The organism is Streptococcus sp. NSSLK0004 (genome assembly GCF_059039125.1).
This window is the reverse complement of sequence record NZ_CM180142.1, coordinates 1,386,005-1,406,647: the sequence shown is the minus strand read 5'-3', so window position 1 is coordinate 1,406,647 and position 20,643 is coordinate 1,386,005. Positions and strand designations below refer to the sequence as shown.

Genomic DNA, 20,643 nt, shown 5'->3' with positions numbered 1-20,643 from the left:
AGAGCAGGAGTGCCCTCCTTTTTCCCGCTTTATCCCATTGGCGATTAGAAAGAAGAAGCCTATGAACAATACATTATTAGCGACAGTTCTCACGGGTCTTGTAATAGATGAGAATGAAAAATTTTACTTTGTACAAAAAGAAGGAATGACCTTTGCTCTTGCTAAAACAGAGGGAGAATTCAGTCTTGGGCAGTCTGTTACAGGATTTGTCTATACAGATATGAAACAAAAATTCCGTCTGACAACCCTGGAAGTGACGGCTAGTCGGACTAGCTTTGGCTGGGGAACAGTTACAGAAGTTCGGAAAGACTTGGGTGTTTTCCTTGACACAGGTTTACCAGATAAACAGGTAGTTGTTTCTTTGGATAACTTGCCTGATATCAAGGAACTATGGCCTAAAAAAGGTGACCAGTTGTATGTCAAATTGGATGTGGATAAGAAGGATCGGATCTGGGCTTTACCTGCTTTTCAGGAAGATTTTCAGAAGATGGCAGGTCCTGCTTATGACAATATGCAAAACCAAACAGTGCGTGCTATTGTCTATCGTTTGAAACTGAGTGGAACTTTTGTTTACCTGCCAGATAACAACATGCTTGGTTTTATCCATCCAAGTGAGCGTTTTACAGAACCTCGTTTGGGACAGGTTTTAGATGCGCGTGTAATTGGTTATCGTGTAGTCGATCGAACTCTAAATCTATCTCTAAAACCACGTTCGTTTGAGATGTTGGAAAATGATGCTCAGATGATTTTGACTTATTTGGAAAGTAATGGAGGCTTTATGACTTTGAATGACAAATCCACTCCGGAAGATATCAAGAGTACTTTTGGTATATCCAAGGGGCAATTTAAGAAGGCACTTGGTGGATTGATGAAGGCTGGAAAAGTCAAACAAGACCAATTTGGGACAGAGTTGGTGTAGCTATGAGAGTCTATATTGCTGGTAGTGGTGCAATGGGGTGTCGGTTTGGCTATCAATTGTCAAAGACTACCCATGAAGTAATTTTGCTGGATAATTGGGATGAACATATCCAGGCTATCCGAGAAAAAGGGCTGAAGGTGACTGGAGATTTTGATGAGACGGTGCATCTTCCCATTATGAAGCCGACTGAGGCGACTCAAGTTGCTGATTTGATTATTCTATTAACTAAGGCGGACCAGTTGCCGAAAATGCTACAGGATATTAAGGGGATTATTGGTGAGCAGACTAAGGTTTTGAGTCTCTTGAATGGATTGGGGCATGCGACAACCATGCGTCGATATGTACCAGATGATAGTATCATGGTTGGGGTCACAATTTGGTTGGCTGGGCTTAAGGGACCAGGCCATGCACATTTGGAAGGTCCTGGATCTATCTCGGTGCAAAATATGGTTGGTGATGGGCAGTCAGTTGTTGAAATCATTGATATGTTTAATGAAGCTGGACTGAATGCAAACTATGATGACCATGTTATCAATGCCATTTGGCAGAAAGCCTGTGTTAATGGAACGATGAATCCGACCTGTACAGTTCTCAACTGTACCATTGGTGAACTCTTTGGAACAGAAGGTGGCTTAAATTTGGTTCAGGGAATTTTCAAAGAATTTATCGCCGTAGCTAAATCTGAAACAGACGGAATTGACGAGGCTGCTATTTGGAAATACATCATGGATACTTCTAAGAAAGCCTCTCATCATTATCCGTCCATGCATCAGGATTTGGTTCAAAATGGTCGGAAGACAGAGATTGATTACTTGAATGGTGCTGTAGTTTTTAAAGGAAAACGAGCGGGGATTCCAACACCCTATTGTCAAATGATAACAGAAATGATACATGCGAAAGAAAGTATATTAGGATTACGATAAAATAGTTAGGAGAAGATAGTGAAAAAGATTCTTGCAAGTTGTTTGATTAGTTTATTGACTTTTTGTAGCCTTCCTGTTCAAGCGGATGAATTGATGGATATCACGCGTGCGGCAGGCTATGAAGTTAGTGAAGTAAATCGACCGAAGTCGACTATTGTCATTGATGGAAATACTGGAGATATTCTGTGGGGAGACAATGTTGATGAGGTACGCGATCCTGCTAGTATGAGTAAGGTCATGACCTTATATTTGACCTATGAAGCAATTGCCCAAGGCAAATTTACCGAGGACACAATTGTTACAGCGACAGCATCTGATCAAGCAATTTCTGGGATTTATGCCATTTCTAATAATAAAATTGTAGCGGGCGTAAATTATTCGGTTAGTGAGTTGATAACTATGACTGCTGTTCCGTCTTCTAATGTGACCACTATTATGCTAGCTAATCTTATTTCTAATAATGATCCAGATGCTTTTATTGATTTGATGAATACAAAGTCGCAAGAACTAGGAATGACCAACACCTATTGGTTTAATCCCAGTGGTGCTGCGGCGTCAGCTTTTGAAGGTTACTACAATCCAACTCGCTATGATATTTATAGTGCCAATCAAACGACAGCGCGTGATTTAGCAATCTTGACTTATCATTTTGTAAAGAATTATCCCGGAATTCTAGACCATACAAATGATGCGGTAGTAACTGTTAAGGCTGGGACACCTTATGAAGAAACATTTGAAACTTATAATTATTCCCTTCCTGGTGCTGAGTATGGTATCGACGGAGTAGATGGACTGAAAACAGGTTCAAGTCCACGAGGAGCATTTAACTATATTGCAACCATCAAACGTGGGGAACAACGTCACATTGCAGTTATTATGGGAGTCGGTGACTGGTCGGATCAAAATGGAGAATATTATCGTCATCCATTTGGAAATGCTCTGATTGAAAAATCTTATGCGGACTATGAATATAAGAAACTCTTGTCAGCAGGGAAACAGACTATTAATGGCCAAGAATATCAGTTGGAAAAAGATTTTTATGGAACGATTGCCAAGGGAACAGAGCCAACTTACGTAGTAGAAAATAATCAACTACGTGTAGAAAATGGCTTAGAAGCTGTGAGTTCGATGATCACAGATACAGTGAATGTAGAAGCAATAACAGCTCAGTCAAATAGCACAACCTCTCAAAATTCACAGAAGACTGAGCAGGTTTCTAAGCAAGTTGATTGGACAACGATTTTACTTGGTCAATGGCCTTGGATTTTACTTGCAGCTCTTCTAGTTAGTCTAATTGGTCACTTTTTCTTGGTCCAACAAAATAATCGTCGTAAGAGAAAACAGCGACGCAATAGTGGAGAAAGACTTTCTCGACGTAATAGATATTAGACCGAGGAGAAGAAATGTTATACGATGTTGAAAGTGTAGAAGCCTATTTTGAAGCCTTGCCAGATAATCGCAAGGAGCCCCTAGAGCAGTTGCATCAGGAGATTGTGGGTAATCTACCTGCGGGATTTGAGGTGGGAGTTTTAGGGGGAATGATTAACTATTATGTCCCCTTGTCTGCCTATCCTAACGGCTATCATTGTACGCCTGGAGAGCCGTTGCCCTTTTTAGCTCTGGCTTCTCAAAAGGCTCATATTGCTCTTTATCATATGGGGATTTATATGGACAAGGAACTCAATGATTGGTTTGTGGCTGCTTATCAGGAAGTGGTACCGACCAAGCTAGATATGGGCAAGTCCTGTGTCCGCATGAAAAATCCTAAAAATATTCCCTATGAGCTCATTGGTCAACTGGTTAGTAAGATGAGTATGAAACGGTATATAGAGCTCTATGAAGAAAATCATATTAGAAAGTAAGTGTTGTGAGAAAAAGTTTTTATACTTGGTTAATGGCTCAACGCAATCCCAAAAGTAATGAGCCAGTAGCTATTTTAGCAGATTATGCCTTTGAGGAATCGGACTTTCCCAAACAGTCCGATGATTTCGATGTGGTCAGTCGCTTTCTGGAAGAATCGGCAAGCTTTAGCTTTTCCATGAGTGATTTTGATCGGATTTGGGAAGAGTATTTGGGGCATTGAGCAAGAAAATAAGTCAAAATAGTCCAGTTAGGGCTATTTTTGCTATAATAGAGAAAAGCAGAGGAAAAGGAGCAAGACTTGCTAGAACATTCGATTGATATTCACTTAAAACACCCAGATGATTTGTTTAGCCTCTTTGGGTCTAATGAACGCCACCTGCGACTAATGGAACAGGAATTGGGCGTGGTCATTCATGCACGGACGGAAGTAGTGCAGGTCATCGGTCAGGAAGAGCAGATAGAGCAGGCTCGCTTGGTCATTCAATCCCTCTTGGTCTTGGTCAATCGGGGCTTGGTCATCAATACGCCTGATGTGGTAACGGCGATTTCTATGGTCAAAAACGATGAAATTGAGAAATTTGTTGCCCTTTACGAAGAAGAAATTATCAAGGACAACTACGGCAAGCCCATTCGCGTAAAGACCCTTGGTCAAAAGATCTATGTGGATAGCGTAAAACGCCATGACATCGTGTTTGGGATTGGTCCTGCTGGTACAGGTAAAACTTTCTTAGCGGTTACGCTAGCAGTTACTGCTCTCAAGCGGGGGCAGGTCAAGCGGATTGTTCTGACACGTCCTGCGGTCGAAGCTGGTGAAAGTTTAGGCTTTTTACCAGGAGACCTAAAAGAAAAAGTGGACCCCTACCTACGACCTGTTTATGATGCCCTCTATCAGATTTTGGGCAAGGAGCAGACCACGCGCCTGATGGAGCGGGAGATTATCGAGATTGCCCCGCTGGCCTATATGCGTGGGCGGACCTTGGAGGATGCCTTTGTCATCTTGGACGAGGCACAAAATACCACCATTATGCAGATGAAGATGTTTCTGACTCGTCTGGGATTCAACTCCAAGATGATTGTCAACGGGGATATTAGCCAGATTGACCTGCCTCGAAAGGTTAAGTCGGGATTGATTGATGCGACAGAGAAACTGGCTAAGATTCCACAGATTGATTTTGTGCATTTTTCTGCCAAGGATGTGGTCCGTCACCCGGTGGTTGCCCAGATTATCAATGCTTACGAGCAGGAGGCTTTAAGTACGGATAGCCGTACAAGTTTTGAGACCATTGGAGAACCGAAGAAAGAGTTAGAGGAAGACCATGACTCTGAAGGATAAGTTAGCTAAGTATACGGTTTTGGAGACCAAACGCCTTCGGCTTCGCCCTGTTTCTATGGACGATTTGGAGGATATGTACGAGTACGCTTCTGATGAGGAAACGACTCGTTGGACCTTTCCAGTCAATCAGACCTTGGAAGACACCAGACAGGGCATTGAAAAAATGTACTTGGCAGATCCCGTCGGGAAGTATGCCTTGGAGCTAAAGAGCAATCAGAAGATGATTGGTACTTTGGATACTTACGGACTTTCAGAGCAAGACAAGTCTATCTCCATTGGTTTCATTCTCAACAAGGCATACTGGCATCAGGGTTTGGCAAGCGAAGGCTTACAGGCAGTTCTGCCCCTGCTCTTGGACGACGTAGGCTTTGAGGTCATCAAGGCAGGACACGCTCAGGAGAATGTAGCTTCCAAGAGACTCTTAGAAAAAATGGATTTTCGCTTGCTAGCTCAAAAAGAGGCTGATCAGGTCATTACTGGTCAGCAGGTTACATCCTTATATTATGGATTGCATCGAAAGGAACGTTATGGAGATTGAGATTAGAAATCTATCCAGCCGTTTTCATGTGAAGAGATTGGAGGAAGCAGATTTAGAGCAGGTGTTGGCACTATATCAGACCAATCCCCTCTACTTTGAGCATTTTCCTCCTCTTCCTAGTCTGGAAAGTCTGGCGAATGATTTAGTGGATTGTCCGCCGGGGAAAGACTTATCAGACAAGTATTTTCTAGGATTCTGGGATGAGGCTAGACTGGTTGCGGTGTTGGATCTGATAGACGGCTATCCGTCAGAGGAAGTGGCTTACATCGGTCTTTTTATGGTGGATGCCAGATTGGCTGGTCAGGGTATTGGTTCAATGATAATAGCAGAGCTCCTGCCCCAGTTAGCAACTCGCTTCAAAAAGGTGCGGCTAGGTTATGTGGAAAGTAATCCACAATCAACTCATTTTTGGTCTAAGGTTGGCTTCAGCCCGACTGGTGAAGTCAAAAAAGCAGCTGGAAAAAACATCATTTTAGCAGAATATGAAAAAGCTACCTAGCTCAAACGTGAACTGGGTAGCTTTTGTTTTATAGATTGAACAACGAGTTTTTATTCATGGTGAGAAGAATCATCTATCTCTTGTTTAATCGCACAGTCGCAGGAACAATCTCCGCAGGATCCTTTCCCCTTAATGAGACTGCGGATAGCAAGAGAAAATAGGACAACAATGATAAGAAAGAGGATAAGTGTTGGCATTACTATTCTCCTTTTTCTAATGTTTTCAGAGTGACGATTGGAAGAGTGTTAGCTGGTTTCTTCACTAGGCTGTAGATGGCTGCCATAACCAGTAAGATTGCCATAAAGGTCCAGACTGTCGGAGCTTGTCCGTAGATGGCTACAAGGCCAACTTGATAGATGACCAAACTACTTGCATAGGCTAAACCTGTCTGGAAACCAATAGCAATCCAAGTCCATTTTGCTTCTCCCATTTCACGATGGATAGCACCGATTGCTGCAAAGCAAGGCGCACAAAGGAGATTGAAGACTAGGAAGGAATAGGCTGATAAGGCTGTATAATCATGCTGCAAGAGCCCCCAGAGTTCAGGATTTTCTTCTGTTGTTTCTCCTAATTTGTAGAGGATACCAAAGGTGGCAATAACGGTTTCCTTGGCTAAGAGTCCAGTGATGGCTGCAACAGTTGCACGCCAATTTCCGAAACCAAGTGGAACAAAGAGAAGGGAAAAACTACGTCCGATGGAAGCTAAGATACTCTCATCTGTTTCGACCATTTGTAAAGACCAATTATAAGAACTACTGAACCAAATGATGATATTGGTCACAAAGATAATGGTACCAGCACGCTTGATGAAACTAAGGGCTTTATCGAAGGCATAACGGAGAACGGTGCTGAGCTTAGGTAAGTGATAGGATGGCAATTCCATGATAAAGGGACTTGCGACTCCACCAAGCTGTTTGGTCTTTTTAAGTGCCATTCCCGATAGGATAATCGCTCCCATACCGACAAAATAAGCACTTGGGGCAATCCAAGGATTGTCAGGGAAGAAGGCACCAGCAACTAGCGAAATGATAGGAAGTTTAGCAGAACAAGGCATGAAAGTTGCGGTCATAATAGTGATTTTTCTGTCCTGTTCATTTTCAATGGTCCGACTAGCCATGACTCCGGGAACACCGCAACCTGTGGAAATCAACATGGGAATGAAGGATTTGCCTGAGAGACCAAAGCGTCTAAAAATCCTATCCATAACAAAGGCGACGCGACTCATATAGCCAATATCTTCTAAGATTCCCAAACAGAAAAAGAGGACAAATATCTGTGGAACAAAACCGAGAATAGCACCACAACCTGCAATAATGCCGTCAAGGACTAAAGATTGTAGCCAGTCAGCTATTTCAAATTTGTCTAGATTTTCCTGAATAAAGCCGGGCACAAGTTCTCCAAAGAGGACGTCATTTACCCAGTCTGTCCCCATGGTACCAACCGTCTGAATGGACAGGAAATAAGTCAGCCACATAACTGCTGCAAAGATAGGCAGGGCGAGAAAACGGTTGGTAACCACTTGGTCGATTTTATCAGATAGGTTAAAAGTCTGATCGCTGTCCTTGGTGACGAGCTCTGCGATTTTCTCGATAAACTGGTAGCGTTGATTGACGATAATGGCTTCCATATCGTCTGCGTAAATTTTTTCCAAAATGGTAATAATTTCGGTCAAATCAAGCATTTCTTGTGTACCGAGTTGCAATTGGTCCAGAATGACTTGGTCTTGTTCGAGTGACTTGATGGCGTAAAAACGCTTTTGAAGATGTGGGATAGAATCTGGTAGGAGATCAATAACCTGTGCAAGCCCAGCCTCAAATTGTTTGTCATACTGGGGATAGATAGGTTCGGGCTGGTGATTGGCAAGTTTTTCGACTTGGTGGATAAGTTGGGGAATGCCTTGTTTCTTCAGGGCACTAATAGGTTGGACAGGGACACCTAGTTGATAGGAAAGTTGATCGCTATTGATTGAGCGACCTTGACTTTTTAAGGCATCCGTCATATTGAGGGCAACAAGAGTTGGTAAGCCCATTTCTAATAACTGCAAGGTTAGATAGAGGTTGCGTTCCAAGTTTGTTGCATCGACGACATTGAGGATGGCAGCTGGTTGGTCCGCTATCAAATAATCTCTTGCAACCCGTTCTTCTGGTGTGTAGGGAGATAGCGAGTAGATACCTGGTAGATCTTGAAGGAGTAGATGGTTCCGCTTTTTGATAGTCCCAGACTTTCTTTCAACGGTTACCCCAGGCCAGTTGCCGACACGTTGGTTAGTACCTGTTAGGAGATTGAAAAGCGTCGTCTTTCCACTATTTGGATTTCCTGCAAGGGCGATTTGTTTTGTCATCTTCTTACCTCGCTTGTGATTTGGACCCCGACCATTTGTGCTTCGGATTTACGTAGTGTCAGTTCATAGCCTCGTAGGGTGATTTCGATTGGATCGCCTAGGGGAGCGACTTTTTTGAGAAATAGCTGCGTGTTCTTTGTAAGTCCCATATCCATGAGACGACGGCGTAGAGCACCTGTTGCATAAATGTCCATGACTTTAGCAGAGCTACCAATAGGTGCCTCAGATAGATTGATGATCTCCGTAGCTGACTTTTCTATTAAAACCAGCGATTCAATAATTTCTTGGTCTAGGGCCAGACGACTTGCTTTGACTTGAAAAATAGCATTGGTTTTAGTTTTTGAAATGATGCGAATTTCTTCACCGATTGTTAAACCCAAGTGTGCTAAGTGCTTGCGAATTTCATCTTGCATCAAGCAATCTTTGACCAAATAAGATTGCCCAACTTGAAGGCATTGCAGTTTCATATAGATTCCTTTGTGATTTTTATAACAATAGTATAGCATAATTTCTTAAAAATGTCAGATAATTCTAGGGAAGATGCAATTAGAAATAAGTGTTGACAAATAGATGGAATATGGTAAACTAATAGAGTATGCTGGTTTAGCTCAGTCGGTAGAGCGCATCCATGGTAAGGATGAGGTCGCCGGTTCAATCCCGGCAACTAGCATAAAATAACGCCAAAAACCCTTGATACACAAGGGTTTTTGCTATTATATAAGATTCAGAATCATAAGAGCGCATAGTTCTTTAGGAATAAGAACTAGTCTTGGTTATAAAACAAGTTATTATCGCTCGATTGGAGTAAAGCTTCCAACGATTTTGCCGACAATGCGAGGATCTTCATCGTAAGGGGCAAATTTGTCTGAATATTTAGGATTGAGAGAAACTAGTCGGAGTCCATGTTCTTCTCGATAAACCTTTTTGATATAGGTTTGTCCATCCCAAACAATTGCATAAACAGCGCCGTCATAGTCAAAGCCAGTCTCTTTAATTAAAGCGACTTGTCCATTGAGATATTTGGGTTCCATAGAATCTCCAAAAATCCAGCTGGCAATATCATGGTCCAAATCTTGATCGAAATAGGCGATATCATAGCTATGCTCATCATAGGTAGCAGTTCCAGTTCCGGCAGATAACTTTTCATAAATATGGTACTCTACTAAGCTAGCTTCAAAGAGTTCCTGTTCTTGTTCTTCTAGTTGTTCTTTAGCACAGGCCAAAATGAATTCTTGTCTTTGGGGAAGAAGTTGTGCAACTGTTTGTTGAATGGATTCAAGGATAGGAGCTGTAGAATTTGTTGGTAAAGAAATCACTTTAGAAAAACGGGGGTCAATCTGAGCAGGATCGACCTGAAAAAAATCAGCCAGCTTCTGAACATTAGCAGTAACAGGCAGAGAGTTACCTTTCACATATCCTGTCAAGGTGCTAGCAGGAATTCCTGTACCTCTGACCACATCGGCTTGTTTGAACTGTCCTCGCTCCAATAAAAGTCGCAAGTTCTCTGAAAGAATCTTCATATATTCGATATCTTGCGGAGTTGCTGTTCCACGTCCTCTTACCATATCTTTTCTCCTTGTAAGTTATTATATCACTATTATATCGTTTTAATTCAAAAATGTAAATACATATTTCGAATAAATTCGTATTTAAATACTTGGAAAAAGAAATCGAAAATGCCAAAATATCCTTGACTTATCTGTCTATTATGTTAGAATAAGGGTTAGATAATTCAAGAATGAGAGAAAGGAGAACATCATGAAACAATTGCTTATGAACACGGTAGCAAGTTTTCATCATACACTCCTTTCTAAGCCAAGACCTTAGTTTCTTTTTGCGGACTTGAGGGTACCCGGGATGGAGTGTGTTCATCTCGGGTCTTTTTGTGTTCAAAAGATGTCGAGTAGTTACTTTTGGAGATGTATTGGAAAAGGAGATTCTATGTTTCGATTGATTTTTAGTTATGTCAAACAGCACAAGTGGCTTTACTTGTTGGTTGCTGTGACCTTGGTTATTTATGACGCCACGCTTTTAGTGCCAACCCAGATTATTCAGCGTATGGTAGATACCTTGACCAGTCAGGGCTTGACGGAATCTGGTTTGATTCAAGATATGACCTTGTTGTTGCTAGTGACTTTGCTCAACTATGCCATGGGCTTTATCTGGCACCTCAAACTCTTTCAGGCTTCGGTCAACTTCAAGTTTGAGATGCAGCAGCGTGCCTTTCGGAAAATGGTGGTCATGCGAACGCCTTTCTATGAGAAATTTCGCTCTGGTGATATTATGACCCGTTTCTCAACAGATGTAGATGGACTTATGGAAATGATTGGCTATGGTCTTATGATTGTGGTCTACGCAGGCGGTATGCTGGCCTTCATCATTCCCACTATGTTTTTGATTGACTGGAAGATTTCCTTCTGGGCGATCCTACCAATGATTGCTATGGCTGTTTGGATTTTCTTTATCGGTCGCAAGCAGGATCTGGCTATTGATGAGAACCGTGATGCAGTGGCAGCTTTGAACACCGAGGTTTTGGAAGTGGTCGAAGGTATCCGTGTGACCCGAGCCTACAGCAAGAAATCTACGCAAGAAGCTAAGTTTCAAGAAAAGACTAGGCGATTGGCACAAGGTGGAAACCGCATTACCTCTCTCCAGTCCCTCTATAACCCATTAGCGACTGTATTTCTAGCCTTGTCAAATGCAGCCGTTCTTCTCTTGGGGGCACAGGCCCTTCAGAATGGGGACTTAAGTCTTGGGCAGGTTATTGCTCTTCAACTTTATGTCAGCTCACTTTTGGAGCCTTTCTGGACCTTGGCAGACTTTATTCTGGTTTATCAGACTGGGAAGACTTCCTTTGAGAAGTTGCAGGAGTTGATTGAGACAGGAGATGACCTAGAAGCTGACGGTACTAGGGAAATAGCAGAGCTGTCTAGTGTTTCCTTCAAGGATTACAGCTTTAGCTACCCAGAGGCAGAACGGGCTAGCATTTCAGACATTAACTGGACCCTGACGGCTGGTCAGACAGTTGGTATCGTTGGAAAGACTGGCTCAGGAAAGACCACCTTGGTCCGCCAGTTGCTCCGCCAGTATCCAGTCGGTCAAGGAGAGTTTCTCATCAACGACCAGCCAGTTTTAGAAGTAAAACGTGCTTCTATCGAGAGAAAAATCGGCTACGTTCCTCAAGAGCATATCCTCTTTTCCAAATCAGTTGGCGAAAATATTGCACTTGGTAAGCTTGATAGCAGTCCTGAGGACATTGAGCAAGCCATTGCAACCGCAGCCTTTACCAAGGACTTGGAGCGGATGAGTGACGGTCTAGAAACCATGATTGGCGAGCGGGGCGTGTCCATTTCTGGCGGTCAGAAGCAACGGATTTCGATTGCTCGTGCCTTTCTGCGAGAGCCAGACTTGCTGATACTGGATGATTCTTTGTCGGCAGTAGATGCTCGGACAGAACGCCAGATTATCCAAAATATTCAAAAAGAGCGAGCAGGGAAAACCAATGTCATCGTGACACATCGCCTATCTGCTGTCAATCATGCAGACTGGGTATTGGTCTTGGATGAAGGGCGGATCGTAGAAGAAGGGACGCCGGCTGACTTGCTTGCCCAAGAAGGCTGGTACTATGAACAATACCAACGCCAACAAAGTCAGGAAGGAGGGGAAGAATGAGTATTATCGGATTTTTATTAGGGGAAATCAAGCGCGTTAAGTGGTTGTTTCTAGGAGCTGTTGCTGTTTACCTTCTTGCTTCTATCATGGTGCGCTTTGCTCCTCTGATTTTACAGACTCTGATTGACGGCCCTTTGACTGCTATTAGTGAGGGAACTGCTTTTAATCAACCCGTCTTTTTGCGGGAACTTGCTTTCTATCTCTTGCTCAATGTAATCGGTGCGTTTGGCTTTTACATTTCTATGCGTTTGCTTATGTTCTGTGCCAATGGCATAGCGGAGAATTTGCGCAATCGTGCCTACGATGTCATGCAACGCTTACCTATTTCCTACTTTGATGACAAGCCAGCTGGGAAGATTGCCACACGGATTGTCAACGATACAGAAACCTTGCGGACCCAATTTTATGGGACTTTGGTGAATGCCTTTAACAATATCGTGCGTCTGATTTTCACCTATGGTATTCTTTTTGCCATGAATGTCACACTGGGCTTTGTCCTTCTTCTTTTGATTCCACTTTATATCGGTATCCAGTATGCCTACAAGAAAATGACTGACAAGCCCATGAAGGACTTTTACGATGCTAGAAGTGATGTCAATACCCAGGTCAATGAAACCATGAATGGCGCCAGTCTCATTCAGCTGTTTGGTCAGGAAGAACGGGTGATGAGAGAGTTTGAGGAAACGGCAGACAAGATGCGGCGGGCTGATAACAAGATTATCTGGGCCCAGTCTATTGCAACTTGGAACTTGACTGAGTTCTTGAAATATCTGGTTATCACAGGGATTTTGACCATTGTAGGCTACCAATTCCTCAAGGGACAGTCAGACCTGTCAGCTGGTAGGCTCTTTGTCTATATCAACTACATCGAGGGAATTTTCATTGCCTTAGGCGCTCTTGTCCAGCAATTTCCAAACCTCTTGCGCTCCTTGGAGACAGGCAAGCGGGTAATCGAGCTCTTGGAAGAAGAGACTGAGCCTGATAGCAGTGTGGAATTGTCGGTGACAGCTGGTCAGGTGGTCTTTGACCAGGTCACCTTCGCCTATGAGGAAGGAAAGCCTATTCTCAAGGGGATTTCCATTCAGGCGGATAAGGGAGAGACTATTGCCTTGGTGGGGCATACTGGCTCTGGTAAGTCTTCCATTATGAACCTTCTCTATCGCTTTTACGATCCACAAGAAGGTCGCGTTTTGATTGATGGAAAAAACATCCGTGACTATTCACGGGAAAGCCTGCGCAGTCATATGGGGATTGTCCTACAAGATCCCTATCTCTTCACAGGAACAATCGCCAGTAACGTAGCCATGAACGAGGAAGATGCAGACAGGGAGAAGATTCTCCAGTCGCTTGAAAAAGTTGGAGCAGGGCCTATGCTGGCGCGACTAGAAAAGGGAATGGATGAGCCAGTTGTTGAAAAAGGAGCTAGCTTCTCCAGTGGGGAACGTCAGTTGATTGCCTTTGCCCGCACCCTTTACTCTGATCCTAAAATCTTAATTTTGGACGAGGCGACTTCCCATATCGATACGGAAACGGAAGAAATTATCCAACATGCCATGGAAGTGGTGAAAGAAGGACGAACAACCTTTATCATTGCCCACCGTTTGTCAACGATTCAAAATGCAGATCAAATTTTGGTCTTGGATCAAGGTCGCATTATTGAGCGCGGCAGACACGAGGAACTAATTGAAGAGGATGGCGTCTATGCCCAGATGCATAGAATACAGGCCAAAATATAGAATGAATAAACCTAGGCAGAAGTCTAGGTTTTTTGTTATAATCAAAGCATGAAAGCATTGATTTTTGATTTAGATGATACCTTATATGACCAGATTCAGCCTTTTAAGAAGGCAATCAGTCGGCATTTGCAGGTGGCCGATGAACTAATGGCTCCGCTTTATTTAGCCTTTCGCCATCATGCAGATCAAGTATTTGAGGCTGCGGCAACTGGGAAAATGAGTTTGAAGGATAGCCATATTTACCGGATGAAAGAGGCTTTGGCTGATTTCGATATTCATGTATCGGATGCCCTAGCCTTGACCATTCAGATTGACTATGATTATTACCAAGGGCAGTTGGAGTTAAGTCCTATCTTTCCAGCCATTTTTCGCTATTGCAAAGAAAAAGGGATTGCTATGGGCATTATTACCAATGGTCCTTATCGCCACCAATTGCGAAAGATTCGTACACTGGGGCTTTTAGATTGGTTTGACCAAGATTTAATCATGATTTCAGGTCAACTAGGTGTTGCCAAGCCCCATCCAAGTATTTTTCAGGTCATGGAACAGCGTTTGGGGCTTCCAGCCAAGGAGATTTGTTATTTGGGTGATTCTTTTGAAAATGATGTCATAGGGGCTAAAGCATGTGGTTGGCAAGTGATTTGGTTTAATCACAGATTGCGTTCCAAGCCTGATACGGCTGTCGACGCGGATAAGGTAGTTGAGAACTGGGAGGATTTAGAATCTACAATATGGTCGATTTAAATGTATTTTTATTAAAATAGTCTTTATTTATAGGAAAGATAACCAAAATATATTTGCTGACTGTCTTCGCTTTATGATAGAATAAGCCGAATCACAGAGTTTTTTGAAGCTAGTCTATGAAACATTATAAAATGGAGTATCCTATGACACAAGCCTTTTTCCTATTCATACTTTGTACACAGTTAGACCGGATTTGCGTGAGAACTTGGAAATGATCAATAAAATAACGGTGACTATATTCCCAATTTGATTGATTTTTTGGCTAATTCTCCGAACAGTATTGGAAACATATCAGACAGTAGGAACCATCAATTGTTGTAATAGTTTGACACCAACGGATCGTGAAATTGTTCAAATTACCGCAGCGGTTGCTAATGGTTGTGGTTTCTGTGTGGCTGGTCACACGACAATTTCTATCAAGCAGATTAAGATATCAGATGACATTTTGCAGGCTATTTGTCACGGGAAGCGATTGAAGCAGATATGAAATTGGGAACCTTGGCTGTTGTCTTGGGAGCTGGTCTTGCTAGCTCATGTAATTATGCAATCAATTTGGTTGACGCTCCGATTAATTCAGGACAGCAATCGTATGCTTTGTAGAAAAAATAACCCACTTTGTTTCGAAAACTAGTTAGGATGCAGATAGTATCCTAACTAGTTTTTTTGAAGCATGAGTGTACGGGTAGTTCTGGTATGAATATGATAATTTTGGAGCATTTTGTAAAACTAGTTTTACAACAAAAATAAAATTTTGAAATTAGTTTCAAAAAAAGAATATTTTTTTCTAAAATAGAAATTAGATTTTAAATGAGGAGCTAGGATTGAAAAAAAATCAATATGCTATATAATAATATTGTAAGCGCTATCTTTAATCAAAAAATAGAAAGGAGAAAATGAATGACCAACTTCAGTAAAGACACTTTGAAAGAACAGATAAAAGCTGGAATCATTGTTTCTTGTCAGGCTTTACCGGGTGAACCTTTATATAGGGAAGAAGGTGGTGTTATACCTCTGCTAGTCAAGGCTGCTCAAGAAGCAGGGGCTGTCGGTATCCGAGCAAATAGTGTTCGAGATATTAGGGAAATTAAAGAAGTCACTGATTTACCTATTATCGGAATCATCAAGAGGGATTATCCTCCACAAGAACCTTTTATCACTGCAACAATGCGTGAAGTTGATGAATTAGCTGAATTAGATATTGCAGTGATTGCTTTGGATTGTACCAAACGTGAACGGTTTGATGGTCTTTCTATCGTTGACTTCATCAAGCAAATCAAAGAAAAATATCCTAAGCAACTTTTTATGGCGGATATTTCTACCTATGAGGAAGGTGTGGTAGCTTATGAAGCTGGTATTGATTTTGTCGGTACAACACTTTCTGGTTATACCTCTTATAGTAGGCAGGAAGATGGGCCAGATTTTGAACTGATAGACCGTCTCTGTCGTGCTGGGATAGATGTCATAGCAGAAGGAAAAATTCATTACCCAGACCAAGTTAAGACGATACATGATTTAGGTGTGGCCGGTATCGTTGTTGGTGGAGCCATTACTCGACCTAAGGAAATAGCGGAGCGTTTTATCAGAGCTTTGCATGAAAAATAGACATTCAATAGAAAGGAATATAGTATGAATTTTAAGAAGTTTTCCCAATTGGGACAGGCTTTTATGTTGCCGATTTCCATTCTACCCGTTGCTGGGCTATTATTGGGAATTGGAGGTGCATTGTCAAATAGCAATGCTGTAGCTCAATTTCCTGTATTGAATCAAGCATGGCTACAAGCAGTATTCACTATTATGAGTACAGCTGGTAGTGCTGTGTTTGCAAATCTTGCATTGATTTTTGCGATTGGTGTTGCTGTAGGTTTGGCGGATGCTGATAAAGGAACAGCAGGTCTATCTGCTGGAGTTGCCTATTTGGTTTACACAGCAACCATCAGCGGTTTTTTGACTTTATTTGCAGATGCTGGAGCAAGTATAGATACTGGTGTGATAGGAGCACTTGCAATAGGTATTACTGTGGCTAATTTACACAATAAATATCGAAAAATTGAATTACCAGCATTCCTCGGCTTTTTTGGAGGTTCTCGTTTTATTCCAATCGTTTCCTCATTTGCAGCAATCGCTATTGGTTCTATTTTTTATGTTATTTGGCCACCGATTCAGAATTTGCTAGTTGATTTTGGTGAGGCAATAGCAGAGATGGGAAGTTTTGGAACCTTCTTATATGGTTTTGGGTTACGCTTGACAGGTGCATTTGGTTTACACCACACCATTTATCCAATGTTTTGGTATACCTCATTAGGTGGGAGTGAGGTTGTAGCAGGTGAGACAATCCAAGGTGGGCAAAATATTTTCTTTGCCCAACTAGCTGATGCGAATCACACAGGATTATTTACTTACGGAACTAGATTTTTTGCAGGTCGATTTGCAACGATGATATTTGGTTTGCCAGCATCATGTTTGGCTATGTATCATGCAATCCCTAAAGAAAATCGTAAGAAAGTTGGTAGTTTTTATTCAAGTAGTGCCTTAACATCTTTATTGACTGGTATTACGGAGCCGATTGAGTTTTCTTTCTTGTTTGTTGCACCGTGGCTCTATATTGTTCATGCCTTTTTGGACGGACTTTCTTTCTTGGTAGCAGATCTCCTTCAAATTCGTATTGGTAATTCATTTTCTGGTGGGTTAATCGATTTCTTGATTTTTGGTGTTTTCCAAGGAAACGATAAAACGAACTGGCTCTATGTGCTTCCTGTTGGTTTGGTTTGGGCAGCAGTTTATTATGTTGTTTTCAAATTTTTGGTAACTAAATTCCATGTTCTAGTTCCTGGTATGGAAACCAGTGATCAAACTACACATTCTGAAAAAGTTTTACCGAATGGTTCCAGTCTTTATGACAATGCTATCTCTATTATTGATGCACTCGGTGGAGCAGAGAACATCGAAAATGTAACTGCATGTGCAACTCGATTAAGAGTATCGCTCAAAGATAGTCATCTTGTTGAGAAGGAAGTGATTCAGACAATTGGTGCAACAGCTGTTTTAGATGTAAAAGGTGGAATTCAAGCTATTTTTGGAGGAAAAGCTATTCTGTATAGTCAAGAAATAAACCAAATTCTTGGGTTAGAAGAGTGAAATGTAGTGCTCTCTAATAAAATGTAATAAAAAGGCAGTCGAGCTGACTTCGCTATATCATAGCATGTGGAGTAGCTTTGACTGCTTTTTACTTTGCTTGTATGAACTTATTCTATAATCGTTTGTCTGAAAATATTCTCTTTTTTCTCTTTATCAATCGCTAAAAAGTAGGCGTAAATAATATCCAGCATGATAAGCAAGGGAATTTGAGGTGAAATACGGTTGCCGTAGTTGAGATGTCGGACAGATGCGACAGGAATCAGTTTATGAGTGTTTTCCTTTGCAAAAGACTTAGTTGTTAATAGTGCAGTTGTTGCACCTTTTTGATCAGCCAAACGCAGGTGATGCATAACTCCTTCGGTCTGACCAGATAAAGAAAGACCGATGACCAAACAAGTGGAATCCAGTATATTCGTCGTCCAAATGAGATTGGTTTCGTCGGTAATTGCATCACACACTACACCCAGCCGCATAAAACGAGACTTGATTTCCATGGCTACAAGGCCGGAACTACCAATTCCATAGAAGTAGACACGTTTGCTACTGTCAATGAGTTTGGCAATTTCTTCTAATTTTTCCTCGTCTACCAAGTTATTGGTAGCAGTTAAAATTTCCTCATAGTCTACCAAGACTTTTTTTGTTAAGCTCCGTTGTAATTTTTCAAAATGTTTCTCAAAGTATTGTTGGTTATTCTGAAAAGCAAATACAAATTCTCTATAACCAGAAAAACCACATTTTTTAGCAAAACGGGTAAGAGCAGAGGGGGAAATATGGAGTTGTTTTATGGTGTTTTCCTGGCTAAGATCTGCACTTGCTGGGTCTAACTGAGTAAAATAGTTGGCAATTTGTTTTTCAAGTTTTGTCATCTGATCTAGGTGAGACTCAATGATGGCTGTTATATGCTTGGGTGTTTGTAACATTTTTCATTCCTTCGATAGGTTCTGAGCATATTATACCACTAAAAAAACCTCATTGATAGGTTTTGTGATATAATGGAAACATAAAAGGAATGTAAGATGATGTATATTGAGATGATTGATGAGACAGGGCAGGTTTCTGCTCAGATGCAAGAGCAGATTACCAATTTGCTTCAGTTTGCTGCTGAAAAAATCGGCAAGCAGAATAAGGAAATGGCTGTGACCTTTGTGGACAACAAGCGTGTCCATGAGGTTAATTTGGAGTACCGAGGTATTGATCGTCCTACCGATGTTGTTAGTCTAGAGTATAAACCAGAGTTGGAGATTGTCTTTGATGAAGAAGACTTACTAGACGATCCTGATTTGGCTGAAATGATGGAAGATTTCGATGCCTATATAGGGGAACTTTATATTTCCATTGACAAAGCTCGCGAACAAGCTACAGAATATGGTCACAGCTATGAGCGTGAATTGGGATTTTTAGCTGTCCACGGTTTCTTACACATTAATGGTTATGACCATTATACGTCGGAAGAAGAGGCGGAAATGTTTGGTTTACAGGAAGAGATATTGACAGCTTATGGACTTACACGAGACTAATTCGGAAAAAGAAGTTTTTACAGATAGACTTTCCAAACAAGCGATTGAAAAAAAACTGTTTCGTTTTGATGAAGAGGTAGACGAAAAAATGAGCCGGGCAAGAGAAACTCAGAAAAAGTGGAAAAACCGTGATTTAGTAGCTAGTTTAGAATTTGCTACGACAGGTTTATTTACAGCCTTCAAGGAAGAACGCAATATGCGCAAGCATCTAATGTCGGCTATTTTAGTTGTGATAGCAGGATTCATTTTCCGAGTTTCTATAACAGAGTGGCTCTTCTTGCTGTTGAGTATTTGTTTGGTGATTGCGTTTGAAATTGTCAATTCGGCCATTGAAAATGTAGTTGATTTGGCATCAGACTACCATTTTTCGATGTTGGCAAAAAATGCTAAAGACATGGCGGCAGGAGCAGTCTTGTTTGTTTCAGGATTTGCTTTGTTGACAGGTTTGATTATCTTTCTACCAAAGATTTGGAACTTTATTTTTTAAAATACTAAGGAGAATGCATGACATTTAAGTCAGGATTTGTGGCGATATTAGGTCGACCAAACGTTGGGAAGTCAACCTTTCTCAACTATGTAATGGGGCAAAAAATTGCTATTATGAGCGATAAGGCTCAAACGACCCGTAACAAGATTATGGGGATTTATACAACAGAAGAAGAGCAGATTGTCTTTATTGACACGCCAGGGATTCACAAGCCTAAGACGGCTTTGGGGGATTTCATGGTGGAGTCTGCCTATAGCACCCTGCGTGAGGTGGATACGGTTCTATTCATGGTTCCAGCTGATGAAAAGCGAGGCAAGGGCGACGACATGATTATGGAACGGCTGAAACAGGCAAAAGTTCCAGTCATTTTGGTTGTAAACAAAATTGATAAGGTTCACCCAGATCAGCTACTTGAGCAGATTGATGACTTCCGTCATCAGATGGACTTCAAGGAAATTGTGCCTATTTCAGCTACCCAAGGAAATAATGTGAATCGCCTCATGGAAATTCTTAAGGAAAACTTGGATGAAGGCTTCCAGTATTTCCCTGCAGACCAAATCACAGATCACCCAGAACGCTTCTTGGTGTCTGAGATGATTCGTGAAAAAGTTTTGCACCTGACCCGTGAAGAAATTCCGCACTCAGTTGCCGTTGTCATCGAGTCTATGAAACGCGATGAATTTACGGATAAGGTTCACATTCGAGCGACCATTATGGTGGAGCGAGATAGTCAAAAAGGTATTATTATCGGTAAACAAGGAGCTATGCTCAAGAAAATCGGTTCTATGGCCCGCCGTGATATTGAACTCATGCTAGGAGATAAAGTCTTCTTGGAAACATGGGTCAAAGTCAAGAAAAACTGGCGAGATAAAAAACTCGACCTTGCAGATTTTGGCTATAATGAGAAAGAGTATTAAGAAGGTTGAAATCGATTGC

Annotated in this window: 21 protein-coding genes, 1 tRNA gene and 1 pseudogene; 18 read left to right on the top strand and 5 right to left on the bottom strand. The window is 41.7% G+C overall.

The features are described from left to right. Window positions 1–61 precede the first annotated feature (61 nt). From cvfB to AC4CS8_RS07105, 8 genes are all read left to right on the top strand, one after another. Window positions 62–919 carry an RNA-binding virulence regulatory protein CvfB gene (cvfB, locus tag AC4CS8_RS07140; RefSeq protein ID WP_493892577.1) on the top strand — a complete coding sequence of 286 codons (858 nt, stop codon included), beginning with the start codon at window positions 62–64 and terminating at the stop codon, window positions 917–919. A 2-nt stretch (window positions 920–921) separates the two neighbouring features. Further along, window positions 922–1,842, top strand: a complete 921-nt coding sequence (locus AC4CS8_RS07135) for a 2-dehydropantoate 2-reductase (RefSeq protein WP_493892576.1) — start codon at window positions 922–924, stop codon at window positions 1,840–1,842. Between the two features lie 18 nt (window positions 1,843–1,860). Next, complete coding sequence (locus AC4CS8_RS07130; protein WP_493892575.1) at window positions 1,861–3,231, top strand: D-alanyl-D-alanine carboxypeptidase; 1,371 nt, start codon at window positions 1,861–1,863, stop codon at window positions 3,229–3,231. Between the two features lie 14 nt (window positions 3,232–3,245). Beyond that, window positions 3,246–3,704: a DUF1801 domain-containing protein gene (locus AC4CS8_RS07125; protein ID WP_493892574.1), complete on the top strand. Its 459-nt coding sequence runs from the start codon at window positions 3,246–3,248 to the stop codon at window positions 3,702–3,704. Window positions 3,705–3,709: 5 nt separating this feature from the next. Continuing rightward, a complete protein-coding gene (locus AC4CS8_RS07120) occupies window positions 3,710–3,925 on the top strand; it encodes a YozE family protein (RefSeq protein ID WP_493892573.1) in 216 nt (71 codons plus the stop codon). A 78-nt stretch (window positions 3,926–4,003) separates the two neighbouring features. Next, entirely contained in the window at window positions 4,004–5,038 is a 1,035-nt protein-coding gene (locus AC4CS8_RS07115) for a PhoH family protein (protein ID WP_493892572.1), read from the top strand. Further along, the gene (locus tag AC4CS8_RS07110; RefSeq protein WP_493892571.1) at window positions 5,022–5,576 is read left to right on the top strand and encodes a GNAT family N-acetyltransferase; all 555 of its coding nucleotides are present in this window, start codon (window positions 5,022–5,024) and stop codon (window positions 5,574–5,576) included. Before AC4CS8_RS07115 ends, AC4CS8_RS07110 begins: the two co-directional genes overlap by 17 nt. After that, window positions 5,566–6,075, top strand: coding sequence for a GNAT family N-acetyltransferase (locus AC4CS8_RS07105; protein ID WP_493892570.1), 510 nt, complete (start codon window positions 5,566–5,568; stop codon window positions 6,073–6,075). The genes AC4CS8_RS07110 and AC4CS8_RS07105 overlap by 11 nt, the downstream gene beginning before the upstream one ends. 50 nt (window positions 6,076–6,125) lie before the next feature. Here the strand turns inward: AC4CS8_RS07105 and AC4CS8_RS07100 are convergent, their stop codons facing one another. From AC4CS8_RS07100 to AC4CS8_RS07090, 3 genes are read right to left on the bottom strand one after another with little or no spacing between them, the layout of a single operon-like run. Then, entirely contained in the window at window positions 6,126–6,272 is a 147-nt protein-coding gene (locus AC4CS8_RS07100; protein ID WP_493892569.1) for a FeoB-associated Cys-rich membrane protein, read from the bottom strand. A 2-nt stretch (window positions 6,273–6,274) separates the two neighbouring features. Next, window positions 6,275–8,416: a ferrous iron transport protein B gene (gene feoB / locus AC4CS8_RS07095; protein ID WP_493892568.1), complete on the bottom strand. Its 2,142-nt coding sequence runs from the start codon at window positions 8,414–8,416 to the stop codon at window positions 6,275–6,277. After that, window positions 8,413–8,883: a FeoA family protein gene (locus tag AC4CS8_RS07090; RefSeq protein WP_493892567.1), complete on the bottom strand. Its 471-nt coding sequence runs from the start codon at window positions 8,881–8,883 to the stop codon at window positions 8,413–8,415. Before AC4CS8_RS07090 ends, feoB begins: the two co-directional genes overlap by 4 nt. 130 nt (window positions 8,884–9,013) lie before the next feature. Here AC4CS8_RS07090 and AC4CS8_RS07085 point away from each other — a divergent pair. Further along, window positions 9,014–9,086 (top strand) — tRNA-Thr (locus tag AC4CS8_RS07085). 118 nt (window positions 9,087–9,204) lie between these two features. On the opposite strand, the gene AC4CS8_RS07080 is transcribed toward AC4CS8_RS07085, so the two are convergent. Next, entirely contained in the window at window positions 9,205–9,981 is a 777-nt protein-coding gene (locus AC4CS8_RS07080) for a S24 family peptidase (RefSeq protein ID WP_493892566.1), read from the bottom strand. Between the two features lie 376 nt (window positions 9,982–10,357). Here AC4CS8_RS07080 and AC4CS8_RS07075 point away from each other — a divergent pair, with 376 nt between their 5' ends. From AC4CS8_RS07075 to AC4CS8_RS07050, 6 genes and pseudogenes are all read left to right on the top strand, one after another. Next, window positions 10,358–12,088, top strand: a complete 1,731-nt coding sequence (locus AC4CS8_RS07075; RefSeq protein WP_493892565.1) for an ABC transporter ATP-binding protein — start codon at window positions 10,358–10,360, stop codon at window positions 12,086–12,088. After that, window positions 12,085–13,824 carry an ABC transporter ATP-binding protein gene (locus AC4CS8_RS07070; RefSeq protein ID WP_493892564.1) on the top strand — a complete coding sequence of 580 codons (1,740 nt, stop codon included), beginning with the start codon at window positions 12,085–12,087 and terminating at the stop codon, window positions 13,822–13,824. The genes AC4CS8_RS07075 and AC4CS8_RS07070 overlap by 4 nt, the downstream gene beginning before the upstream one ends. Window positions 13,825–13,872: 48 nt before the next feature. After that, complete coding sequence (locus tag AC4CS8_RS07065; protein WP_493892563.1) at window positions 13,873–14,568, top strand: HAD family hydrolase; 696 nt, start codon at window positions 13,873–13,875, stop codon at window positions 14,566–14,568. 163 nt (window positions 14,569–14,731) lie between these two features. Beyond that, a pseudogene (locus AC4CS8_RS07060) lies at window positions 14,732–15,168 on the top strand (carboxymuconolactone decarboxylase family protein). A 297-nt stretch (window positions 15,169–15,465) separates the two neighbouring features. Next, window positions 15,466–16,170, top strand: coding sequence for an N-acetylmannosamine-6-phosphate 2-epimerase (locus AC4CS8_RS07055; RefSeq protein ID WP_493892562.1), 705 nt, complete (start codon window positions 15,466–15,468; stop codon window positions 16,168–16,170). A 24-nt stretch (window positions 16,171–16,194) separates the two neighbouring features. Next, a complete protein-coding gene (locus AC4CS8_RS07050; RefSeq protein WP_493892561.1) occupies window positions 16,195–17,703 on the top strand; it encodes a PTS transporter subunit EIIC in 1,509 nt (502 codons plus the stop codon). A gap of 107 nt (window positions 17,704–17,810) precedes the next feature. Here the strand turns inward: AC4CS8_RS07050 and AC4CS8_RS07045 are convergent, their stop codons facing one another. Beyond that, window positions 17,811–18,623, bottom strand: coding sequence for a MurR/RpiR family transcriptional regulator (locus AC4CS8_RS07045; RefSeq protein WP_493892560.1), 813 nt, complete (start codon window positions 18,621–18,623; stop codon window positions 17,811–17,813). A gap of 99 nt (window positions 18,624–18,722) precedes the next feature. Here AC4CS8_RS07045 and ybeY point away from each other — a divergent pair, with 99 nt between their 5' ends. From ybeY to era, 3 genes are all read left to right on the top strand, one after another. Next, the gene (ybeY, locus tag AC4CS8_RS07040; protein WP_493893877.1) at window positions 18,723–19,220 is read left to right on the top strand and encodes an rRNA maturation RNase YbeY; all 498 of its coding nucleotides are present in this window, start codon (window positions 18,723–18,725) and stop codon (window positions 19,218–19,220) included. Window positions 19,221–19,308: 88 nt separating this feature from the next. Further along, window positions 19,309–19,707 carry a diacylglycerol kinase family protein gene (locus AC4CS8_RS07035; RefSeq protein WP_493893876.1) on the top strand — a complete coding sequence of 133 codons (399 nt, stop codon included), beginning with the start codon at window positions 19,309–19,311 and terminating at the stop codon, window positions 19,705–19,707. 17 nt (window positions 19,708–19,724) lie between these two features. Then, window positions 19,725–20,624: a GTPase Era gene (era, locus tag AC4CS8_RS07030; RefSeq protein ID WP_014637640.1), complete on the top strand. Its 900-nt coding sequence runs from the start codon at window positions 19,725–19,727 to the stop codon at window positions 20,622–20,624. Window positions 20,625–20,643: the final 19 nt, after the last annotated feature.